Genomic DNA, 20,194 nt, shown 5'->3' on the forward strand with positions numbered 1-20,194 from the left:
CGAGGATCGGCGAGCGCCGCATCCCGAAAGCATCCGATGGACGATCTCAAGGCTCTCATTGGAAAGGTCGCCACCGGCGCGACCCTGACGCGCGAGGAAGCCGCTTCCGCGTTCAACAGCATGATGTCCGGCGAAGCGACTCCCTCGCAGATGGGCGGCCTTCTGATGGCGCTGCGCGTGCGCGGGGAAACCGTCGACGAGATCACCGGGGCGGTCTCGGCGATGCGATCCATGATGCTGCCGGTGAAGGCGCCCGTGGATGCGGTCGACGTCGTCGGCACCGGCGGCGACGGCTCGGGCTCGGTGAATGTCTCGACCTGCGCGTCGTTCATCGTCGCGGGCGCCGGCGTGCCCGTCGCCAAGCACGGCAACCGCGCGCTGTCCTCCAAATCCGGAGCCGCCGATTGCCTCGCCGCGCTCGGCATCAAGATCGACCTCACTCCCGAACAGGTCGGCCGCTGCATCAAGGAAGCCGGCATCGGCTTCATGTTCGCGCCCGCGCATCATCCCGCGATGAAGAATGTCGGCCCGACCCGCGTCGAACTGGCGACCCGCACCATCTTCAACCTGCTGGGACCGCTGTCCAATCCCGCAGGCGTCAGGCGGCAGATGGTCGGCGTATTCTCGCGGCAATGGGTGCAGCCGCTGGCGCAGGTGCTCAAGAACCACGGCTCCGAATCGGCATGGGTCGTTCACGGCTCGGACGGCCTTGACGAAATCACCCTCGCCGGCCCGACATTCGTCGCGGCGCTCGAGAACGGCAATATCCGCACCTTCGAGGTGACGCCGGAAGACGCGGGACTGCAGCGTGCCGATGGCGACGCGCTGAAGGGCGGCGACGCCGAAGCGAACGCGGCCTCCTTGCGCGAGGTGCTTGAAGGCAGACCGGGAGCCTTCCGCGATGTCGCGCTGCTCAACGCGGCGGCGGCCCTGATCGTGGCCGGCAAGGCGAAGACCCTGAAGGAGGGTGTCGCGCTGGGCGCGACATCGCTCGACGGCGGCGGCGCGATGAACAAATTGAAACAGTTGATCGCGGTTTCCAACAGGTGAGGACTTGGCGTGAGGACGGTGACGTGAGGACGATTGCGTAAGGACGATGGCGTGGCCGACATCCTGACCAGGATCGAAACCTACAAGCGCGAGGAGATCGCGAGCGCGAAGCGCGCGCGCTCCCTCGGCGAGGTCACGGCCGCCGCGAAGGCCGCCCCGCCGCCGCGCGGTTTTACCGACGCCATCCGCGCGAAACTCGCGCGCGGCGATTACGCCCTGATCGCCGAGATCAAGAAAGCCTCACCGTCCAAAGGCCTGATCCGCGCCGACTTCGATCCGCCGTCGCTCGCCCGCGCCTATGAGGCCGGCGGCGCGGCCTGCCTCTCCGTTCTGACCGATGCGCCGTCTTTTCAGGGTCATCTCGATTTCATGGTTGCCGCCCGCGCCGCAACCTCGCTGCCGGTGCTGCGCAAGGACTTCATGTTCGACACCTATCAAGTCGTCGAGGCGCGGGCGCATGGAGCGGACTGCATCCTGATCATCATGGCCGCGCTCGACGATGCCGCTGCGAAAGACATCGAGGCGGCCGCGCTCGATCTCGGCATGGATGTACTGCTCGAAATCCATAACCGCGAGGAACTGGATCGCGCGCTCGAGCTGCGTTCGCCGATGATCGGCGTCAACAACCGCAACCTGCGCACCTTCGAGACAAAGCTCGAAACCAGTGAAGCGCTGGCGCCGCACATTCCGAAAGACCGGCTGATGGTCGGCGAAAGCGGTATCTTCACGGCGGCCGATCTCGCGCGACTCGAACGGGTTGGCATCTCCACTTTTCTTGTCGGCGAAAGCCTGATGCGGCAAGCCGACGTCACGGCCGCAACGCGCACGCTGCTTAAACATGCGTAGCCTCCGTCTCGCCTCCTTCTCCTTTTGCGGGAGAGGGAAGCAACCAGCCAGGAGCCTTCGCTTCCGATGGAACCAGAAGGCTCCATGATTTTAATTTGACGCGTTTTCCTCACGCGAACCGGTATCCACTTCGCTTGAAAACGCTATAGGATGTGATCGATATGGCCCGCAAGCAAGACAAACCCGCCCTCACCCACATCGACGTCAAAGGCGAGGCGCGGATGGTCGATGTTTCGGAAAAGCCCGCAACCGAACGCGTCGCCGTCGCCGAAGGCCAGGTCGTCATGACCAAGGCGACGCTGGCCTTGATCGAAAGCGGCAACGCCAAGAAAGGCGACGTGCTCGGCACCGCGCGCATCGCAGGCATCATGGCCGCCAAGCGCACGTCGGAACTGATCCCGCTCTGCCATCCGCTGGCGCTGTCGAAGGTCACGCTCGATATCGAGACCGACAAGAAGATTCCCGGCTGCCGGGTGCGCGCAAGCGTCAAGGTCTCCGGCCCGACCGGCGTGGAAATGGAAGCCCTCACCGCGGTCTCCGTCGCCTGCCTGACGATCTACGACATGATCAAGGCCGTCGAACGCGGCGTCCGCATCGAAGGCGTTCATCTGGTCGAGAAGAAGGGCGGCAAGTCCGGCCACTATCTCGTGACGGATAACGCGCCAGAATAATGAACGGCCGGCGTGAACGCGCCGTCGAGCAGCATTCCGCCTATCGCACCGTTGTATGCGAGCCGAAAGTTCGGTAGATGATTGACACGCCCGCCAGGCGCGTCCCAGGAGAATATGGTCATGGCCCTGATGGCAGTCGCCGATGCCCTTGCGGCTGTTCTTAACGGAGTCGAACCACTCCCGGAGGAAACAGCGGCTCTCGAAGCGGCGCATCGCCGGGTGCTGGCGCGCGATCTGCCCTCGCGCCGGACCCAGCCGCCGGTCGCGATGTCGGCGATGGACGGCTATGCCGTGCGCGCCGCTGATATCGCGACGATTCCCGCGCGACTGCGGGTGATCGGCGAAAGCGCCGCGGGACGGCCGCTCGATCGCGCGCTGCGTGAGGGCGAGGCCTTGCGGATCTTTACCGGAGGGGTGGTGCCGGAAGGCGCCGACACCGTCGTCATCCAGGAGGACACGGACCGCGACGGCGAGCACGTCATCGTCAGGGAGGCCACGGCTCCCGGCAAGAACATCCGTCCCGCAGGGGTGGATTTTCGCGAAGGCGACGTCCTGATCCGGGCGCGCAGCCGTCTCACCGATCGCCATCTCTCCCTTGCAGCCGGCATGAACTATCCGGACCTGCCGGTGCATCGCCGTCCCACCATCGCCATGCTCGCCACCGGCGACGAACTGGTCTTGCCGGGTGCGACGCCCGGTCCCGGCCAGATCATTTTATCCAACGGATACGCGCTTCGCGCGCTCGCCCGAGGTGAAGGCGCCGAGGCGATCGACCTCGGCCTGGCCGCCGACACCATGGACGCCACGACGGCCGCGATCCGCCGCGCCCGCGACAGCGGCGCCGATATCCTCGTCACCACCGGCGGCGCATCGGTCGGCGACCATGATTTCATCAAGCGCGCGCTTGAGGCGGAAGGCGTGGAGATGACGTTCTGGCGGATCGCGATGCGGCCCGGCAAGCCGATGATGTATGGACGGCTCGGCGCGATGCGGGTGATCGGCCTTCCCGGCAATCCCGTCTCGGCCTACATCTGCGCGTTCCTGTTCATGGTGCCGCTGATCCGCGCGCTATCGGGACGTGAAGACGTGCACCACCGCGTTGAACCAGCGCTGCTCGGAGGCGAGGTCGCGGCCAATCAGGCCAGGCAGGATTATCTGCGCGCACGGCTCACCTATTCAACGGACGGCCTGCCGGTTGCAACGCCAATTACGCATCAGGACAGTTCGCTGATGGGAAATCTCGCCGCGGCGGATGCACTCGTGATCCGCACGCCGTTCGCGCCGGCCGCCGGCAAAGGCGAGCCCTGCACCGTCATCAAGCTCTCGCTGTCATAAAGTCTCGCGTTGTTGACCTTAAATTAAGGGTTGCGGAACACATATCGAACATATAGTGTATGTTCATGATTTGTTTCGGGTTCTCGTGCCGCGGGGCTGGCGCATAGGGCTGCAGGCCCGACGTCCCGTCGCCGGCAGGAACCATCAACCAGGGACTGGGTCGGGATGCTCACGCGCAAACAGTACGAACTCCTGCGTTTTATCAACGAACGGCTGAAGGAGTCCGGCGTGCCGCCTTCGTTCGATGAAATGAAGGACGCGCTCGACCTGCGCTCGAAGTCCGGCATCCATCGCCTGATCACCGCGCTGGAGGAACGCGGCTTCATCCGCCGCCTGCCCAACCGCGCCCGCGCCATCGAAGTCATCAAGCTGCCGGAACTGGCCGCAAGCGGCGGCGGCCGTCGCGGTTTCACACCGAGCGTCATAGAAGGCAATCTCGGCAAGGTTCGCCGTGGCGGCGGTGGCGGCGGCGCTGACGAGGCCGAGCGGCCGGTCGCCGTTCCGGTGATGGGACGGATCGCGGCCGGCACGCCGATCGAGGCGTTGCAGACCTGCAGCCACACCATCAGCCTGCCGCCCGACATGCTCGGCGCCGGGGAGCATTACGCGCTTGAGGTGCGCGGCGATTCCATGGTCGATGCTGGCATCCTCGACGGCGACATGGCGTTGATCCAGCGCAACCAGACCGCCGACACCGGCGACATCGTCGTCGCCCTGATCGACGACGAGGAAGCGACGTTGAAGCGCTTTCGCCGTCGCGGCGCTTCGATCGCACTGGAGCCGGCGAACGCGGCCTATGAAGTTCGCATTCTTCCGCCCAACCGCGTCCAGATCCAGGGCAGGCTGATCGGCATTTACCGCAAGTACTGATTTCACCGGAGCGGAAGACTCCAACCTCGGACGCGCCGCTCAATCGTCCGGCTGGAGGTCCTCAGGCGCCGGCGTGGTGTCGGCCGGGGGCTCCCTCTTTTTTGATCCCGGCCGTGCCTGCTGTTCATCGAAGGCCGCGGATGACCAGGGGCGGCGGACGCCGGCAGGACTGACGGCATCGACGGCGAAGCCGGATCTTGAAGCAGCGAAACTTGAAGCATCGAGTTTTGATGCATCGAGTTTTGATGCGCCGATGTTTGAAGCACTCTGCCTTGAAGTACTCTGCCTTGAAGCATCTTGTCTGGAGGAATTCGGGGTTCGCCACAGGGCAAGAGCGCCTTCACGCCGCAGTCGGTCTTGATCGATCACATGCGCGAGGCAGTCCTCTGGAGCCCGCCACTGCGTCACCATGAGCACCGCGCGCACGCAATCATCCTGCATCGCTTCCGGGCGCCGCGTAAGCGCGACGATCCCACCTCCGCTCATCGTGACCACGCAGCCCGCATCGTCGCACGAGACGCCCTCCGCCAGCGTGGGATCCGTGGGCGCACGCGCGTCGCCGTCGGCGGCGAGCCATTCCCTGACCGTAAAAGCATCCTTTCCCGTGCTGATGAGACGCAGCCGGCCGTCCCCGCCCCTCACCGCGACGTTGCGACCTTCAGCGGAGATCTGGATATCCGGAGGCGTCACCGAAAGTGACCACGCGATCGCCAGCCCGACAACGATCGCGCCGCTCCAGCGCAGCGGCGTTTTCAGGAGTCCGAGCAGAATGATGCCCGCTGTCGCCGCGAGCAGCGGCCCCGCTCCGAATGCGGCGATGCGGCCGATGGCGCCCGGAAGGTCCGCTACTCCTTGAGCCACGGCGACCATCCATTCGATGCCGAAGTCCATCAACCGCCAGACAAGCCGTCGAAACCGAACGGCATCGCCGCCAGCCCGAGCAATCCGGCCGGCATCACCAGCGCCGAGATCACGGGCATCGCCAGCAGGTTCGCAACCATGCCGTAGGGCGTCACACGGTGGAAATGAAACGCGGCGTAGGGCGTTGTGGCAAGTCCGGCCACGAATGAGGCCAGCGCCAGCATGGCGATTTCGCGTCCACCCCACAGGGCGGCTTTCGCTGTCGGCGAATGGTCTGGCGTTGCGAGCATCCTCGGCATGCCGACCTGGACCAGCGCCACCAGCCCGAGCGTCGCCGCGAACGACATCTGAAAGCTCGGATGGATCAGTGACTCCGGCGCGATCGCAAGCACGATCATCGCCGCGACCGCGAGCGTGCGAAACGTGATGGCGCGCCTGTCCACCATGATCGCGATCAGCACCACCGCCGTCATGAAGAACGAGCGTTGGGTCGCAACTTCCGCGCCCGACAGCAGAAGATAAAAAGCGGCGGCCGCGAGCGCCGCCGCCGCCGACCACTTCTTGATCGGGAAGGTCGCCGTCAGCGCCGGGACCAGCGCCAACAGCGCGCGCACCGCGAAGAACACCACGCCGGCGACGACGGCCATGTGATAGCCGGAAATCGAAAGCACATGGCCCAGCCCCGAAATGAACATCGCCTCATTCACGGGCGCGGTGATGGCGTCGCGGCGTCCCGTCAGCAGCGCGGTGGCGATAGCTCGCGAATCGCCGCTGAGAACAGTCCGGATGCGGGCGTCGATGGCGTCGCGCAACTCCTGCATCAGCGCGGCATAGCGCAGCGCAAGCCCGCCGCCAGGCGGAGAACTGACGGTCTTGATGGCGCCCATGACGAATCCGGAAGCGCCGATGCCCTGGAAGTACATATCGCGGGCGAAGTCGTAGCTTCCCGGCCGCACAGGCGTAAGCGGCGGCTGCAACCGCGCTTTCAACTCCACGAAACTGCCGACGGCGGGCGCGGTGCCTTTCCTGACGGACAGCCGCACGCGATCGAGCTTGACGTGCGGCCGCCGACTGTCCATCCGCACGACGCGCAGGACAAATCGATCGGCCCGCTCACGCACCTCCCTGGTTTCGACGAAGCCCTGGAGCAGCGGCGTGTACATCGGCCGCGCCAGCACGGCGTGCGAGACATGCGCCGTCTTGATCGTGGCGACAGCGAACCCCGCGGCAACCGCCGCAACCATGACGGCGGCGGGAAACACCCGATGCCGGCGCAACAGCAACGCCGACACGAACAACGCTCCGGCGGTCACGGAGACAACCCAAGCGACGGGCTCGTGATCGGCGGCGAAATAGATCGCAATGCCTGCGCCGAACGCCACCGGAATCCATGGCAGGAGGCGAACGGCCGCCGCTTCGGCGCTCGCCCAGGCCCGCAGCCGCGCGACAATTGCCGGCAAGGCTCCCGAAGGGGTTTGCGAAGGCGCGGCGACGGCTTGCCGCGTCGTCGGCCAAGTTTCTGCGTACCCTCCCCTCCGATCGCGAGCCCCGCCCCGCTCCGCCATTCAGCCGATCCTCTAAGCCCTCGCGGCGATGCTAGCGGAAGAGGACGCGCGGCGAACAGTGGAACGGATGCGGAATACCGGCGAAATCAGGAGCCGGCCGCCGCCACCTTGGCCCAGGTGTCGCGCAGGCCGACCGTCCGGTTGAACACGAGCCGGCCAGGCGCCGAATCCCTGTCCCGGCAGAAATAGCCCTGCCGTTCGAACTGGACCGGGGCTCCGGCATCGTCCCCGGCGAGAGCGGGCTCGACCATGCAGCCGGACAGGGTTTGAAGCGATTGCGGATTGAGTTCGGATGCGAAGTTCGCCGCATCGGGCTGCTCGGTTTCAAACAGGTGACCGTAGAGTCGGACTTCGGCCGGCACCGCGTCCGCCGCGTTCACCCAATGCATCGTGGCCTTCACCTTGCGGCCGTCTGGCGCGTTGCCGCCTCTGGTCGCCGGATCGTAGGTGCAGCGCAGTTCCAGCACGTCACCCGCGGCGTTCTTCACAACTTCGCGGCAGGTGATGAAATACGCGTATCGCAGCCGCACTTCCCTGCCCGGTGACAGGCGGAAGAACTTCTTCGGCGGGTTCTCCATGAAGTCATCCTGCTCGATATAAATCTCGCGCCCGAACCGTATCCGCCGCGTGCCCTGCGAGGGGTCGTCGGGATGGTTCACGGCTTCGAGCTCCTCGCTCCGGCCTTCCGGATAATTCTCGATCACGACCTTGAGCGGGCGCAGGACGGCCATGCGGCGGGGCGCGCTCCTGTTGAGCGCCTCGCGAACAGCGAAGTCGAGCATCCCGACATCGACCGTGCTGTTGGCTTTGGCGACGCCGATCCGCTTGACGAACTCGCGCAGCGCCTCGGCCGGCACGCCGCGCCGCTGGAGGCCGGCGAGCGTGGGCATGCGGGGATCATCCCAGCCCGCGACATGACCACCGCGAACGAGCTCGGTCAAGACCCGCTTCGATAGAAGCGTATGCGTGACGTTAAGCCGTGCGAATTCGTACTGACGTGGTCGCGACGGCACCGGAAGATTGTCGAGAAACCAGTCATAGAGCGGCCGGTGATCCTCGAACTCCAGCGTGCAGACGGAATGCGTGATGTGTTCGATCGAGTCGGACTGCCCGTGGGCGAAATCGTAGCTCGGATAGATGTTCCACGCGGTCCCGGTGCGCGGATGGGTGGCGTGGAGAATCCGGTAGAGCACGGGGTCGCGCAGGTTGATGTTGCCGGCCGCCATGTCGATTTTCGCGCGCAGGACCCGCGCGCCGTTGGGAAACTCTCCCGCCCTCATCCGCGCGAACAGATCGAGATTCTCGTCGACCGGACGGTCGCGGAACGGACTGTTCCTGCCGGCCTCGGTCAGCGTACCGCGAGCGAGGCGGATCTCCTCCTGTGTCTGATCATCGACATAGGCCTTCCCTGCGCGAATGAGGTGCTGCGCCCAGGCATAAAGCTGTTCGAAATAGTCCGAGGCATAATAGAGGTGCTCTCCCCAATCGAAGCCAAGCCAGCGGACATCGCGCTGGATCGCGTCGATGTATTCCTGCTCCTCCTTGGCCGGATTGGTGTCATCGAAGCGCAGATGGCACCGTCCGCCGAAATCCTCGGCGATGCCGAAATTCAGGCAGATCGATTTGGCGTGTCCGAGATGCAGATAGCCGTTCGGCTCCGGCGGAAATCGGGTGACGATGCTCTTGTGCTTTCCGGACGCAAGGTCGGCGGCCACGATATCGCGTATGAAATCCCGGCCCGCCTCGGCGGTCGATTCGTCGGTCATTGTGCGCCTTTCACTCGGACCCTATGTGCCAAATCCGCAAGCGCCCGCCAAGGGCCGATGCGCCGGCAGCCCCGGGGAACAGCGCCGTTCCGGAAATCCCTCATCGAAATAGAAACCGACAAAACAGCCCTTCGCTACATTGACGCCACGAAGCAGGCCAGCTAGCCGTGCATGCGAATCCGGGGCGTGATAAGCGCCCCGCCGATACCATCCTCCGAAGTGTCAGATCCGCCATAATGACAGCACCCGTCGTTACACGCTTTGCGCCATCCCCGACCGGCTTTCTTCACATCGGCGGCGGCCGGACCGCGCTTTTCAACTGGCTCTATGCGCGCAAGCACGCAGGCAAGATGCTGCTGCGGATCGAGGATACCGATCGCGCGCGGTCCACGCCGGAGGCGATCGACGCGATCCTTGACGGGCTGAAGTGGCTGGGAATCGAGTGGGACGACGACGTCGTGTATCAGTTCTCGCGCGTTGCGCGGCATCGCGAGATCGCCGAGCAGCTGCTCGCCGAAGGCAAGGCCTACCGATGCTATGCGACCTCGGAAGAGCTGTCCGAGATGCGCGAGAAGGCGCGGGCCGAAGGTCGCGCCAAGCTTTACGACGGCCGCTGGCGCGATCGCGATGCGTCCGAAGCACCGCCGGACGTGAAGCCGACCATTCGTCTCAAGGCGCCCCTGACCGGTGAAACCGTGATCGAGGATCAGGTTCAGGGACGCGTTGTCTGGCAGAACGAGAACCTCGATGATCTCGTGCTGCTGCGCGGTGACGGCACGCCGACCTACATGCTCGCCGTCGTGGTCGATGACCACGACATGGGCGTGACGCACATCATTCGCGGCGACGACCACCTCATCAATGCGGCCCGCCAGAAGCAGATCTACGATACCCTCGGATGGGCACTGCCGGCGATGGCCCACATTCCGCTTATCCATGGACCCGACGGCTCGAAACTTTCCAAGCGTCACGGCGCCCTGGGCGTCGATGCCTATCGAGCGATGGGATATCTGCCGGCGGCGCTTCGCAACTATCTGGTCCGGCTCGGCTGGAGCCATGGCGATCAGGAAATCTTCTCCACGCAGGAAATGATCGACGCGTTCGACCTGCCCGCCATCGGGCGCTCCGCCGCGCGTTTCGACTTTGCCAAGCTCGAAAATCTCAACGGCCATTATATCCGCAATTGTGACGACCCCGCGCTGATGACGCTGTTCGAGAATGCGCTTGATTTCGTTCCGGGTGGAGCGGACCTCAAGCCAAAACTCAACGATGTCACGCGGGCGCAACTCCTGCGCGCGATGCCGGGCCTCAAGGAGCGGGCCAAAACCCTGATCGAATTGATCGAGGGCGCCCGATTCATCTTCGCGGATCGGCCTTTGCCGATCGAAGCCAAGGCCGCCGCATTGCTGACGCCGGAGACACGCGCGCTGATCGACAGGCTTCGCGCGGCGCTTGAATCCGTGACGTCATGGAACGCGGAGACGACCGAAGCGGCGATGCGGACTTTTGCGGAACAGAACAATCTCAAGCTCGGCGCCGTCGCGCAGCCGCTTCGAATCGCCTTGACCGGCCGAACGACATCGCCCGGCATATTCGACGTCCTCGCCGCGCTGGGTAAAGAGACGTGCCTGGCCCGGCTCGGCGATCAAAGCCCACGATAGCAACCGGCCATCCAGATCTGGCGATCTTGCGGTGCAAACACCAATACGATACCCCTTTGCGCGGCGCTTTTGAATGACCGGCTGGTCTCTCTCAACGAGAAAGACCAGAGCGGGCGGCCGGTCAAATGGAATCAGGGCCGCCGCTCCAGTTAATTGATTGAGCATCGGATTTATCCCGAAACCGGTTCCCACTTTCGGGTCCGATGCTCTAGGTGATCCGCAACGATCTCATCGGGGGGCTTCACGATGAACGCAACGAGCACAAAAAACGCAACGTTGACGGTCGATGACAAGAGTTATGAGTTTCCCGTATTAAGCGGCACGGTCGGGCCTGATGTCATCGACATCGGCAAGCTCTATGCGCAGACAGGCATGTTCACTTACGACCCTGCCTTCACATCCACCGCCAGTTGCCAGTCCACGATCACCTATATCGACGGCGATGAAGGCGTGCTCGAATATCGCGGTTATCCGATCGAGCAACTCGCGGAGAAAGGCGACTTCCTCGAGACCTGCTATCTGCTGCTCTATGGTGAACTGCCGACGAAGTCGCGGAAGCACGATTTCGAGGAGCGCGTCACGCATCACACCATGGTCCATGAGCAGATGACGCGGTTCTTCCAGAGCTTCCGCCGCGATGCTCATCCCATGGCGGTCATGGTCGCGGCGGTCGGTGCGCTCGCCGCCTTCTATCACGACTCCACCGACATCAACGATCCCAAGCAGCGCATGATCGCATCCATGCGCATGATCGCGAAAATGCCGACGCTGGCTGCGATGGCTTACAAATATACGATCGGCCAGCCGTTCATTTATCCGAAGAACTCCCTGAACTTTGCCGAGAACTTCCTTCATATGTGCTTCGCCGTGCCGTGCGAGGACTATGACATCAATCCGGTTCTAGCCGACGCGCTCGACAAGATCTTCATCCTGCACGCTGACCACGAACAGAACGCATCGACATCGACCGTGCGCATCGCCGGCTCCTCAGGCGCGAATCCATTCGCATGCATCGCGGCCGGCATCGCCTGCCTGTGGGGCCCCGCGCATGGCGGCGCCAACGAGGCGGCGCTGAACATGCTTTCCGAGATCGGAACGGTAGACAGGATTCCGGAGTTCATCGACAAGGTGAAGGACAAGAACAGCGATGTCCGGCTGATGGGCTTCGGACATCGGGTCTACAAGAATTACGATCCGCGCGCGAAGATCATGCAGAAGATGTGTCACGCGGTGCTCAACGAGACCGGCCACGGCAACGATCCGATGCTCAAGGTGGCGCTCGAACTGGAAAAGATCGCTCTGAACGACGAGTATTTCATCAATCGCAAGCTGTATCCCAACGTCGATTTCTATTCGGGCCTCACCCTGAAAGCGATGGGCTTTCCGACCTCGATGTTCACCGTGCTGTTCGCGGTCGCGCGCACCGTGGGCTGGATCAGCCAGTGGAGCGAGATGATCGAGGATCCGCAGCAGAAGATCGGCCGTCCCCGGCAGCTTTATACGGGCAAGATCCGGCGCGACTACGTGGACATGGCTCACCGCACGTAGTTTCGCGGTGCCAGGCTCTGCCCCCTGCCTCTTCAAATGGAAATGAGAATGAGCATGCGCGCTCCTACTTTCGCCTTCGTTGGTAGTCTTATCCTTGCTTCCACCTCATTCGCCAATGGCCAGGATATCGACTGGTCAAAGGTGGATTCGATACTCGGCCGCAAGCCCGCCGTATCCGGCGATGTTCATCGCTACGGCTTTCCACGGAGCGACCTCGAGGTAACCCTTGACGGGGTTTCGATTGCGCCGGCTCTTGCACTCGGCGGCTGGGTTGCGTTCAAGCCAGATCACGACGGCGCCATGGCCATGGGTGATCTCGTTCTCCTAGAAACCGAGATCAATCCAGTCATGTCGAAATTGATCGAGGGCGGTTTGGAAGTAACAGCGGTCCACAACCACCTGCTTCGCGCAGTCCCGGCAACTTTCTATCTTCATGTTGGCGGACATGGAGATCCGATCAAAATGGCCACCACACTTCATGACGCACTCGCAGAAAGCAAAACTCCACTTGCCGCGCCGACTGCATCTGCTTCGACTCTTAACCTCGACACGGCCAAGATCGACGAGATCATCGGTGCGAAGGGGCATTCCAATGGTGGCGTTTACCAGATCGGCGTGGCCCGCCGCGACGACATTACGATGGACGGAATGGCGATCACTCCTGCGGGTCCCATGGGTGTGGCCACCGGGATCAATTTCCAGCCAACGGGTGGCGGCAAAGCTGCGATAACCGGTGATTTCGTTCTGACAGGCGACGAAGTGAATTCGGTGGTGAAGGCATTGCGTTCGAACGGTATCGAAGTGACGGCCATCCACAGCCACATGCTGAGAGAACAACCGCGGCTCTTCTTCCTGCATTTCTGGGCGAACGACGACTCCATCAAACTCGCGCAAGCGCTCAGGACTGCACTTAATGCAACTAGGCTCAAGGCTCATTGATTGAGAAAGAAGGCGACTGTAGCTGCGATACCCGACAAGAAGGAGCTCAAACAAAATCAGACTATATCCGCACGCGCGACTCCCGCATGACCTCGATCACGATATCGGCCGCACGCTCGCTCGGCGAGCGCTGCCCTGTGGCCATGATGGAATCGAGCCTGGCGAAAGCCGCCAGCTGACGCTGCCGCATCGGTGAATCCGTCAGAATCTCCCGCAGCGCCGGCGCGAGCTTGCCGGGCACGCAGCCCTCCTGAAGGAATTCGGGGATCACATTCTCGCGCATCACGAGGTTGGCCAGAATGACCGATGAGACGCGAATGACGCGCCGCGCGATCCAGGCCTCCACGCTGCCCGCTTTGTATGCGGCAATCATCGGAACCCCGGCCAAGGCGAGTTCAAGCGTTACGGTGCCTGACTTGGCGAGCGCGGCGCGCGCCACGCGGAACGCGGCCCGCTTGTCATCCTCGCCGACCACGACCCTTGGCCGGCGCGGCCAGGTTGCGAGCGCCGTCGTGATCTCGTCGACAAAATGCGGCGTCGTGGGCAAGACCACGTCGATTTCGGGAATGCCCTGCCGTAACATCCCGATTGTCTCGCCGAAGACGGACAGGTGATGGCGGATTTCGCTACGCCGGCTTCCGGGCAACACCAGAAGCGTCGGGGGATCCGCATCGCGCCGCTGACGTTCCTGCGCATCCGGCCGCAGCACGCCGACCTGCTCCAATAGCGGATGGCCGACATAGGTGCAGGGCGGCCCTTCAAGCCTGCGATAGGCTTCCGGTTCAAACGGCAGCAACGCCAGGACGTGATCGACATAGCCGCGCATGGCCCGCGCACGACCGGACCGCCACGCCCACACCGAGGGAGAAACGTAATCCACGATCGGCAAGCCACGGCATCGGGCCCGCACCCGCCGCGCCACGCGGTGGGTGAAGTCCGGACTGTCGATAATGATGAGCACATCCGGCGCGGCCGCGATAACGGCATCCGCCGTCCCGCGAACCCGCCGTACGATCATGGGAAGCTGCTTCACGACGGCCGTGAATCCCATGATCGACAGTTCCTCGATCGGGAACAACGACACCAGGCCTTCCCGCGCCATCGACCGGCCGCCGACGCCTTCGAACCGCACGGAGTCGCCGAGCCGCCGACGCAGAGCCTTCATTAGGCTAGAGCCCAGGCGATCGCCGGACTCTTCCGTTGCGATGAGGAATATTCTGCGGGAAAGATTTGCGGATGCCTGGTCCGGCATTATTCAGACAGCCCGACAACGAACAGGTTTGATGCGTCCGCCTCGCCGACCAGCGCCTGCGGCTCCGCGACGAGCGTATTGCCGGCGACAACGGCCAGCCCGGCCAGTCCGGCGGCGGCCGCATTGGCGATGGTCCGCGGACCCAGCGTCGGCAGATCGTAGCGCAAATCCTGTCCCTGCTTTGGCGCCTTCACGAGCACGCCGCGCGGAGCCTTGGCGCGAATTCGTCCCGCGGCGCGCAGTTGAGCGATACGGGCCAGAAGCGCGTCGGTCCCTTCGATGCCTTCCACGCCGACCACATGAGCGTCGATCACAACGACGGCCTGCCCGACATCGAAGGGACTGAGCGCGCGCAGCACTTCCAGCCCCCTGGCGATGTCAGCGGCCGCGGATTGGTCCGGCGCCTTCCGGGTCAGGCATCCGGCCGGCATCAGCAGATCCGGCGCGATATCCTTGATTCCCACCATTCGAAAACCGTCGCGCTCAAGAATGCGACCTATCCCCGACAGCAGATGATCGTCGCCGCCACGGAATGCCGCCAGGACCTGCGCCATGACCCGGATGGTCCCCCAGTCCAGGCGAATCTCCGACAGCGCCGGGCGAACCAGCGTCCCGATGAAAACCAGATCGCGACAGTTTTCAGCGCGCAACAGCCGCACGACCTTCCCGATCTGGCCGACCGCGATCCAGTGATGCGGAAAGCGCAACACTCTTTCCGGATCGCACACGCCCTTCAACGCGAAAAAGACGGGCTTGAGACCCCGCGCGGTCAGTGAATCGGCGACCGCGAACGGCAAGACTCCGCCGCCGGCGATCAAGCCGATCGGCGAAGACACATCCGAAACACGATCAGTCATGACTGGCACGCCGGCTCCGCTATGCGGATTTGTTTGCGCCACCCTCCGGCAAGCAGAGAGGACGATGCTTATCCTCGCCAATGAATGTCAGGATCTCCGCGATGGCGGGATCGTCCGACGCACGTGACTGGACGCGCTGGAGACGGTCCGCGAAGAGACCCGGCCCGTAGAACAGTTCCTGATAGAACGTCCTGACCCTGGCGAGACGCTCGCGGGTGAACTTGCGGCGTCTCATCCCCACGACGTTGAGGCCCTCAAGGTGCCCATGCTGGCCATTGACGAAGCCGTAGGGAATGACATCACCGCGGATGCCCGTGAGGCCCCCGATCATCGCCTGCCTGCCGATGCGCGCGAATTGATGCACGGCGGAAAGACCGCCGATATACACACAATCCCCGATCTTGCAGTGTCCGCCCAGCGTTGCCGAATTGGCGAAGATCACGTCATCGCCGACCTGGCAGTCGTGGCCGACATGGCTGTAGCTCATGAAGAACCCACGCGCGCCGATGCGCGTCACGCCGACATCCTTGGGCGAACCGACGTTCATCGTCACGCTTTCACGGATCGTGCAGCCCTCGCCGATCTCCAGGCGCGTCGGCTCGTTTCCGTAACTCATATCCTGCGGCGCGCCACCCAGCGCGGCGAAAGGATAGATCGTGCAACCCGCGCCGATGGTCGTGTGTCCGGTGACGGATACATGCGAGATGAGGCGGCAGTTCGGGCCGAGCACGACATGAGGACCGACCGTGCAGAACGGTCCGATCTCAACCGATTCGCCGATCACGGCGCCATCTTCAACCCGGGCGGTGGGATCGATCCTGCTCATCAGTCGGTCAGCATCGCGCCGACGTCGGCTTCGGCGACGATCGTGCCGTTCACCTTGGCATCACCATGGAACCACCACATCGTCTTGCGACGCCCGATGCTGCGCATGTGATACTCGACAATATCGCCGGGCATGACGGGTTTCCGGAACTTGCATTTGTCGATCGTCAGAAAATAGACCGCGCGCGGCTTCTCCGTGCCTTCCACCGACATGATTCCGATGACGCCTGCGGTCTGCGCCATCCCCTCGATCATAAGCACTCCCGGATAAACCGGCCGCTCCGGAAAGTGTCCCTGAAACGCAGGCTCATTGAACGTGACGTTCTTGACGCCGATCCCGCTATGGTCGGCCCGAATATTGAGGACACGATCGATCAACAGAAACGGATAACGATGAGGAAGGGTTTTGAGAATGGTGGCAATGTCCACGTGCTCGAACCTGACCGGCGACTCCATCACTCAGCACCTCGATCCTTCATTCGATAACCCGATCTTTCGGAGCGGCTTTGGGCGATCCGGCATCGGGAGCGCCATCACGCACGAGGCGTTCCACCGCGATGATCTCGCGAAACCACTGTTTGGTCGGCTTCGCGAAATACCCGCCCCAGCGGCCGTTCGCAGGAATGTCGTCCTTGACCCCGCTCATCGCCGTGACCTGCGCACCGTCACCGATGTGGAGATGGTTGTTGATCCCGACCTTGGCCCCCAGCGCGACGTTGTCACCAATCGTCAGGCTGCCCGCCAGGCCGATCTGCGCCGCCAGCAGGCAGCGACGGCCGATCGTCACGTTGTGTCCGATCTGAACCTGATTGTCGATCTTTGTGCCTTCTCCGATAACCGTATCGCGCAGGCTGCCACGGTCGATGGTCGTGCCCGCGCCTATTTCGACATCGTTCTGGATCAGCACACGCCCGGTCTGCGGAACCTTCACATGGCCTTCCGAGCCGAAAAAGATGAAACCATAGCCATCCTGCCCGATATGACAGCCGGGGTGGATGAGCACATTATTCCCGATGAGAGTCGCCTGAATCGTCGTTCCGGCGCCGACGTTGCAGTCTCTGCCGATCCTAACGCCCGGGCCGATCACGGCGCCGGACCCGATAACCGAACCGCGTCCGACCTGGACGTCGGGGCCGATTACCGCCAGCGGATCGATCACGACATCGTCTTCGAGATAGGCCGAGGGATGGATAACGGCGGACGCAGCGACCGCCGCATTGTCGAACCACGACTGTGGCCGCAACACATCGCCATGGAGGTCCCTGGCGATGCTGACGAACGCGCGAAACGGAGCCTTCGAGCGCAGAACCGCCACATGGGCCGGCACATCGGCTTCGAAACGCGGGCTGACCAGACAGGCGCCCGCCTTCGTCGCCGCCAACTGCCCCGCATATTTGTGGTTGTCGAAAAATGCAAGGTGCATGGGCCCGGCCTCGTCGAGTGAAGCCAGGCCGATAATCCGAATGTCGCCGCGGGACGCATCGACCAACTGCGCTCCCGTCGATGCGGCGATCTCCGCCAAAGTCGACGGCGGCGGGCGCTTAAAGAATGCCGGTTGCGTCATTCCATCCGTCGCAGTTGGCGGTCATGGTCACGTTCAGAACGTGGTTCCGCCGCCGAACCTGAACTCCTGCACCCGGTCGAACCTGCCCTTGGTGATCGGCACCGCATAGTCGAAGCGAAGCGGACCGAACGGAGACTGCCAGATCAGGCCGACGCCGACCGAGCTTCGGATCACATTGGTGTCGTCATGCTGAAGGCCGGCGCAGGTGCCCGGATTGGCGTTCGATGTACTTGGCGAACATCCCGGCGCATTGAATTCATTGGTCAGCGCGTACGACGTCGGCCCCTGATACCCCCAGAGCGAACCGGCATCCGCGTAAACGGCGCCCTTCAGGCCCACTTCCTTCGGCATGAACCAGAACGGCATCTGCAACTCAACCGACGCTCCCCAGTACTTGGTGCCGCCCAGGGCATCCATCGTGCTCAGATAATTGACATCGCGCGGACCGATGCCGTACGGCGCGAAACCGCGCACCAGATTCGGTCCCATCTGGAAGTTATCCAGCATGCGGATTCCGTTCTGTCCGGCATAGGCGCCAACGTTGTTCAGGATACCGCCTTGCAGATGGATCAGACCGACGATGTCGGAGACGATCGGCTGATAATACTTCGCGTCGAGCGCCGTCTTCAGATATTTGACGTCGCCGCCGATGCCGGCGAAATCCTGCCTGAAATCGATCAGCAGGCCAGCGGTGGGGTTCTTGTTGTTGTCGAGGGTGTTGTAGGTCAGTGTGTAGCCGAGCATCGAGGTCAGCGTCCGCCCGCGCTCAAGCTCCTGACGGATCGGCAGCGACGCCTCACCATCGGAATAGCAGCCCATGTTGACTCCATCCCACACGCCCATGGCATTCATGAAGGCCGGCGAGGGATTGTACGGCAAGCCATTGGTAAGACTGTTGTTACAGTTCCGCAGGGCGCTTGGCAGACCGATCTCCTGCTGGAAAATCGAATAACGCAGCTGCAACGTCAGATCCTCGCGCAGGCCGAAACCGAGCCGCGGACTGAATCCGAGCGTCTTCATGTTATAGGAAATCCACTGGTTGGAGAGCTGCTCGCGCTGGTAAAGATCGAGCCCGAGCGCAACGCGATAGTCCAGCAGGAACGGCTCGACAAACGACAGCGAATATCCCCTCGACCATTGCCCGTATTGAACCGAGGCCTTCGCATACAGACCGCGGCCGAGCAGGTTGCGCTCGGAGACGCTGACTTCCGCAAGCGCGCCCTGGGTGGTGGAAAAGCCGCCGGACACCGAGAAGTCGCCGGTCGACTTGTCTTCAACCTCAACGTCGAGAATCACGCGATCGCTGGAAGAGCCGGGTTCGGCCGTAATCTTGACCGTCTTGAAGAAATCGAGGTTCTTCAGGCGGCGCTCCGCGCGATCAACCAGCGAGCGGTTGTAGGCATCGCCTTCCGCAAGGTCGAACTCGCGCCGGATCACATAGTCCCGCGTCCGCGTGTTGCCCCTGATGTTGATGCGCTCGATATACGTTCTCGGCCCTTCGTCGATCGCGAACACGATCGAGACGGTATGCGCATCGAAGTTGCGATCGCCTCGCGGCCGCACGACAGCAAAAGCATATCCGCGCCGCGACGCCTCGACCTGCATCTCCTCGACGGACTTCTCAAGCGCTTCAGCGTTGTAGAGCGATCCGACGTGAACGTGAGAAAAACCGCGCATCGAATTTCCGTCGAACGTCGGAATCGACGACTCGAACGCCACCGATCCGACGCGGTATTGCTGGCCTTCCTCAATCTTGAAGGTCACAAGGAACCCGTGGCGTCCGGGATCGTACTCGGTCAGGGCGGCAATGATCTGAACATCGGCATAACCGTTCTTCAGATAAAAACGACGCAGCAAATCCCGATCGGCTTCGACGCGATCGGGATCGTACACATCTCCTCCACCGAGAAAGCTGAGAAAATTCGATTCGTGCGTCTTGATGACGTCCTTCAAACGATAGGACGAAAAGGCCTGGTTGCCGATAAACTCGATCGAAGCGACGCCGGTTTTATCGCCTTCGACGATCGAAAAAATGAGATCGACACGATTGTTGGGCTGTTCGATGAATTCGGGAGTGACGCGCACATCGTAGCGGCCGGAGCGGCGATAGATCTCGACGATTCGCTGGACGTCGGACTGGATCATCGGCCGGGAAAACGTGCCGCGCGGCTTGGACTGGATCTCCGTCTTCAGCTGGTCGTCCTTCACCTTCTTGTTGCCCTCGAAGGCAACCCGGCCGATGACCGGGTTCTCGACGACCGAGACCACCAGTCCGCCCCCCGCCCGGTCGATTCTGACGTCCTGAAACAGGCCGGTCTCAATCAGCGCCTTCAAGGCGTCGTCAATGCTGGCCTGGTCAAGGCGCCCGCTGGGGTCCGGCTTGAAATAGGAACGGATCGTCTCCAGTTCGACGCGGCGGTTCCCTTGAACAGAGATCGACGACAGCGTCTGCGCGGCAGCAGGGGACGATACGAGAGGGACGGTCACAGCGACGGCGGCCGGCACGGCAATGGCAATCAGGGCGGCGAGCAATATCCCCCTTGAAACCCGCATTCCAACATTCATGCGCAACGCGCCCTTATCA

Annotated in this window: 15 protein-coding genes and 1 pseudogene; 8 read left to right on the forward strand and 8 right to left on the reverse strand. The window is 62.9% G+C overall.

Features of this window, described 5'->3' with window-relative positions:
• Positions 1-36: 36 nt before the first annotated feature.
• The 5 genes from trpD (at position 37) to lexA (ending at position 4,772) form a co-directional block, all read left to right on the forward strand.
• Positions 37-1,050, forward strand: coding sequence for an anthranilate phosphoribosyltransferase (gene trpD / locus ACMYR2_RS10560; protein ID WP_347264887.1), 1,014 nt, complete (start codon positions 37-39; stop codon positions 1,048-1,050).
• A gap of 51 nt (positions 1,051-1,101) precedes the next feature.
• On the forward strand, positions 1,102-1,896 hold the full coding sequence (gene trpC, locus ACMYR2_RS10565) for an indole-3-glycerol phosphate synthase TrpC (protein ID WP_347264888.1): 795 nt from the start codon (positions 1,102-1,104) through the stop codon (positions 1,894-1,896).
• 161 nt (positions 1,897-2,057) lie between these two features.
• Positions 2,058-2,567, forward strand: a complete 510-nt coding sequence (gene moaC / locus ACMYR2_RS10570; protein ID WP_347264889.1) for a cyclic pyranopterin monophosphate synthase MoaC — start codon at positions 2,058-2,060, stop codon at positions 2,565-2,567.
• Positions 2,568-2,687: 120 nt separating this feature from the next.
• Positions 2,688-3,902, forward strand: coding sequence for a gephyrin-like molybdotransferase Glp (glp, locus tag ACMYR2_RS10575; protein ID WP_347264890.1), 1,215 nt, complete (start codon positions 2,688-2,690; stop codon positions 3,900-3,902).
• A 165-nt stretch (positions 3,903-4,067) separates the two neighbouring features.
• Positions 4,068-4,772, forward strand: a complete 705-nt coding sequence (gene lexA, locus ACMYR2_RS10580; protein ID WP_416192898.1) for a transcriptional repressor LexA — start codon at positions 4,068-4,070, stop codon at positions 4,770-4,772.
• 39 nt (positions 4,773-4,811) lie between these two features.
• Here lexA and ACMYR2_RS10585 read toward each other — a convergent pair.
• Together ACMYR2_RS10585 and ACMYR2_RS10590 are read right to left on the reverse strand one after the other, a co-directional pair.
• A pseudogene (locus ACMYR2_RS10585) lies at positions 4,812-7,198 on the reverse strand (ComEC/Rec2 family competence protein).
• 86 nt (positions 7,199-7,284) lie between these two features.
• The gene (locus ACMYR2_RS10590; RefSeq protein ID WP_347263783.1) at positions 7,285-8,964 is read right to left on the reverse strand and encodes a glutamine--tRNA ligase/YqeY domain fusion protein; all 1,680 of its coding nucleotides are present in this window, start codon (positions 8,962-8,964) and stop codon (positions 7,285-7,287) included.
• 236 nt (positions 8,965-9,200) lie between these two features.
• On the opposite strand from ACMYR2_RS10590, the gene gltX reads away from it, so the two are divergent.
• The 3 genes from gltX to ACMYR2_RS10605 all read left to right on the forward strand — a co-directional run bounded on the left by gltX (position 9,201) and on the right by ACMYR2_RS10605 (position 13,112).
• Positions 9,201-10,625: a glutamate--tRNA ligase gene (gene gltX / locus ACMYR2_RS10595; RefSeq protein ID WP_347263782.1), complete on the forward strand. Its 1,425-nt coding sequence runs from the start codon at positions 9,201-9,203 to the stop codon at positions 10,623-10,625.
• 246 nt (positions 10,626-10,871) lie between these two features.
• Positions 10,872-12,173, forward strand: a complete 1,302-nt coding sequence (gene gltA, locus ACMYR2_RS10600) for a citrate synthase (protein WP_347263781.1) — start codon at positions 10,872-10,874, stop codon at positions 12,171-12,173.
• Positions 12,174-12,227: 54 nt separating this feature from the next.
• Positions 12,228-13,112, forward strand: coding sequence for a DUF1259 domain-containing protein (locus tag ACMYR2_RS10605; protein ID WP_347263786.1), 885 nt, complete (start codon positions 12,228-12,230; stop codon positions 13,110-13,112).
• 61 nt (positions 13,113-13,173) lie between these two features.
• On the opposite strand, the gene lpxB is transcribed toward ACMYR2_RS10605, so the two are convergent.
• Genes lpxB through bamA form a run of 6 tightly spaced genes read right to left on the reverse strand, consistent with a single transcriptional unit; the run spans position 13,174 to position 20,175 of the window.
• A complete protein-coding gene (gene lpxB / locus ACMYR2_RS10610) occupies positions 13,174-14,364 on the reverse strand; it encodes a lipid-A-disaccharide synthase (protein ID WP_347263780.1) in 1,191 nt (396 codons plus the stop codon).
• Positions 14,364-15,221 carry an LpxI family protein gene (locus tag ACMYR2_RS10615; RefSeq protein WP_347263779.1) on the reverse strand — a complete coding sequence of 286 codons (858 nt, stop codon included), beginning with the start codon at positions 15,219-15,221 and terminating at the stop codon, positions 14,364-14,366. The genes lpxB and ACMYR2_RS10615 overlap by 1 nt, the downstream gene beginning before the upstream one ends.
• A gap of 19 nt (positions 15,222-15,240) precedes the next feature.
• Positions 15,241-16,047, reverse strand: coding sequence for an acyl-ACP--UDP-N-acetylglucosamine O-acyltransferase (lpxA, locus tag ACMYR2_RS10620; protein WP_347263778.1), 807 nt, complete (start codon positions 16,045-16,047; stop codon positions 15,241-15,243).
• Positions 16,047-16,502 (reverse strand): 3-hydroxyacyl-ACP dehydratase FabZ, encoded by a 456-nt coding sequence (gene fabZ, locus ACMYR2_RS10625; RefSeq protein WP_011315105.1) that lies wholly within the window; start codon positions 16,500-16,502, stop codon positions 16,047-16,049. Before fabZ ends, lpxA begins: the two co-directional genes overlap by 1 nt.
• A 19-nt stretch (positions 16,503-16,521) precedes the next feature.
• On the reverse strand, positions 16,522-17,610 hold the full coding sequence (gene lpxD / locus ACMYR2_RS10630) for a UDP-3-O-(3-hydroxymyristoyl)glucosamine N-acyltransferase (RefSeq protein ID WP_347263777.1): 1,089 nt from the start codon (positions 17,608-17,610) through the stop codon (positions 16,522-16,524).
• 33 nt (positions 17,611-17,643) lie between these two features.
• On the reverse strand, positions 17,644-20,175 hold the full coding sequence (bamA, locus tag ACMYR2_RS10635) for an outer membrane protein assembly factor BamA (RefSeq protein ID WP_347263776.1): 2,532 nt from the start codon (positions 20,173-20,175) through the stop codon (positions 17,644-17,646).
• Between the last annotated feature and the right edge of the window lie 19 nt (positions 20,176-20,194).

The sequence above is a fragment of the Nitrobacter sp. TKz-YC01 genome (assembly GCF_047824785.1).
Lineage (GTDB): Bacteria > Pseudomonadota > Alphaproteobacteria > Rhizobiales > Xanthobacteraceae > Nitrobacter.

Bases quoted from the DNA above. Each gene is read 5' to 3' on its own strand.
- ACMYR2_RS10605 (WP_347263786.1), top strand. From the start codon at position 12,228: ATGCGCGCTCCTACTTTCGCCTTCGTTGGTAGTCTTATCCTTGCTTCC.
- ACMYR2_RS10590 (WP_347263783.1), bottom strand. From the start codon at position 8,964: ATGACCGACGAATCGACCGCCGAGGCGGGCCGGGATTTCATACGCGAT.
- glp (WP_347264890.1), top strand. From the start codon at position 2,688: ATGGCCCTGATGGCAGTCGCCGATGCCCTTGCGGCTGTTCTTAACGGA.
- lexA (WP_416192898.1), top strand. From the start codon at position 4,068: ATGCTCACGCGCAAACAGTACGAACTCCTGCGTTTTATCAACGAACGG.
- gltA (WP_347263781.1), top strand. From the start codon at position 10,872: ATGAACGCAACGAGCACAAAAAACGCAACGTTGACGGTCGATGACAAG.
- fabZ (WP_011315105.1), bottom strand. From the start codon at position 16,502: ATGGAGTCGCCGGTCAGGTTCGAGCACGTGGACATTGCCACCATTCTC.
- bamA (WP_347263776.1), bottom strand. From the start codon at position 20,175: ATGAATGTTGGAATGCGGGTTTCAAGGGGGATATTGCTCGCCGCCCTG.
- trpD (WP_347264887.1), top strand. From the start codon at position 37: ATGGACGATCTCAAGGCTCTCATTGGAAAGGTCGCCACCGGCGCGACC.
- ACMYR2_RS10615 (WP_347263779.1), bottom strand. From the start codon at position 15,221: ATGACTGATCGTGTTTCGGATGTGTCTTCGCCGATCGGCTTGATCGCC.
- lpxB (WP_347263780.1), bottom strand. From the start codon at position 14,364: ATGCCGGACCAGGCATCCGCAAATCTTTCCCGCAGAATATTCCTCATC.
- lpxD (WP_347263777.1), bottom strand. From the start codon at position 17,610: ATGACGCAACCGGCATTCTTTAAGCGCCCGCCGCCGTCGACTTTGGCG.
- moaC (WP_347264889.1), top strand. From the start codon at position 2,058: ATGGCCCGCAAGCAAGACAAACCCGCCCTCACCCACATCGACGTCAAA.
- gltX (WP_347263782.1), top strand. From the start codon at position 9,201: ATGACAGCACCCGTCGTTACACGCTTTGCGCCATCCCCGACCGGCTTT.
- lpxA (WP_347263778.1), bottom strand. From the start codon at position 16,047: ATGAGCAGGATCGATCCCACCGCCCGGGTTGAAGATGGCGCCGTGATC.